Annotated in this window: 1 protein-coding gene; it reads left to right on the top strand. The window is 68.0% G+C overall.

Translation table 11 applies throughout. The features are described 5' to 3' along the window. A partial coding sequence (locus tag K313_RS0119395; protein WP_420804920.1) for an IS1634 family transposase occupies positions 1 to 1447 on the top strand: 1447 nt, incomplete at its 5' end. Positions 1448 to 1557 lie beyond the last annotated feature (110 nt).

Consider the following 1557-nt stretch of genomic DNA (forward strand, 5'->3'; position numbering starts at 1 on the left):
GAGCTCGAGCAGACCTACTACGCTGCCCAGAACCCTTCCCCGACAACCGTCGAGGAAGAACGCCCGACTCTCCACTGAACCCGGGGCGGTTCAGTCAGTGATCACGAGCAAGAGGGCCGCGGTGCTGTGGGAGGTGCTGAGCGGCGCGTACACCCGGTTGGGGTTCGACGTGCTGGGTGATGAGGCGTTCAAGCAGCTGGTGCTGGCGCGGATCGTGGAGCCGGTGAGCAAGGCCGACAGTGTGCGGGTGCTGGACGAGCTGGGTGTTCCGCATGCGTCGCTGCGGTCGATGTTCCGGTCCTTGGCGCGGGCCAAGGAGAGGGACTACCGGGGGCTGGTCGCGGGGGCGTGCTTCGCTCACGCGGCCAGCCACGGCGACCTGTCGTTGGTGCTGTACGACGTGACCACGCTGTATTTCGAGGCCGAGCACGAGGACGACCTGCGGAAGGTGGGGTACTCCAAGGAACGCCGCGTGGACCCCCAGGTCGTGGTCGGCCTCCTAGTCGACCGGGACGGGTTCCCCCTGGAGATCGGGTGCTTCGAGGGCAACACGGCCGAGACGACCACGATCGGACCGATCATCAAGGCTTTCCAAGCCCGGCACAGCCTCAGCGACATCGTCGTGGTCGCGGACGCGGGGATGCTTTCGGCATCGAACCTGCGCGAGCTGGACGAGGCGGGGTTGCGGTTCATCGTCGGGTCCCGCGTCGCCAAGGCCCCGACCGACCTGGCCAGTCATTTCCGGTGGCACGGGGACGCGTTCACCGACGGTCAGGTGATCGACACGATCACCCCCAGGGTCGCCACCAGCAAGGCCACCGGCGTGAACGACGTGAACGTCAGGGTCGAACCGGTGTGGGACCCCAGCGAACACTCCTCGTCCTGGCGGGCGGTGTGGGCGTACTCCGCCAAGAGAGCGGCTCGCGACCGTAAGACGCTCACGCTGCAGGAGAACCGCGCCAAGGCCGTGGTCGCCGGCGAGAAGGCCGCGCGGGCACCGCGGTTCGTGAAGTCCAGCAACGGTGCGGTCAGCCTGGACCAAGCGATGTTGGCCCGCGCCCACCGGCTCGTGGGGTTGAAGGGATACGTCACCAACATCGAGGCCACGCTCATGCCCGCCGGCGAGGTCATCGCCTCGTACCACTCGCTGTGGCAGGTCGAGGCGTCGTTCCGGATGAGCAAGACCGACCTACGAGCCCGACCGATCTTCCACCACGAACGCGACGCCATCCAGGCCCACCTGACCGTCGTCGTCACGGCCCTGGCCGTCGCCCGCCACCTGCAAGCAGCGACCGGGCTGAGCATCAAGAAGATCGTGCAGACCCTACGGCCCCTGCAACAGATCACCGTGAACATCGCCGGCCACGAGCACCTGGCCCAGGACCCGCTACCCGACACCGCCCGCGAGATCCTCACCGCGACCAGCACCGACTGGCCGACACACTAAAACGGCACGAGTCGGGTGGCCCCTGGCCGGGCGCCCGCGTCGACCTGTGCCTGACGGACCCACTTGCAGACCCCGTCTCCGGGGTGCCGACCCCGAGCAGCTCCGCAACC

The organism is Arsenicicoccus bolidensis DSM 15745 (genome assembly GCF_000426385.1).
Taxonomy (GTDB): Bacteria; Actinomycetota; Actinomycetes; order Actinomycetales; family Dermatophilaceae; genus Arsenicicoccus; species Arsenicicoccus bolidensis.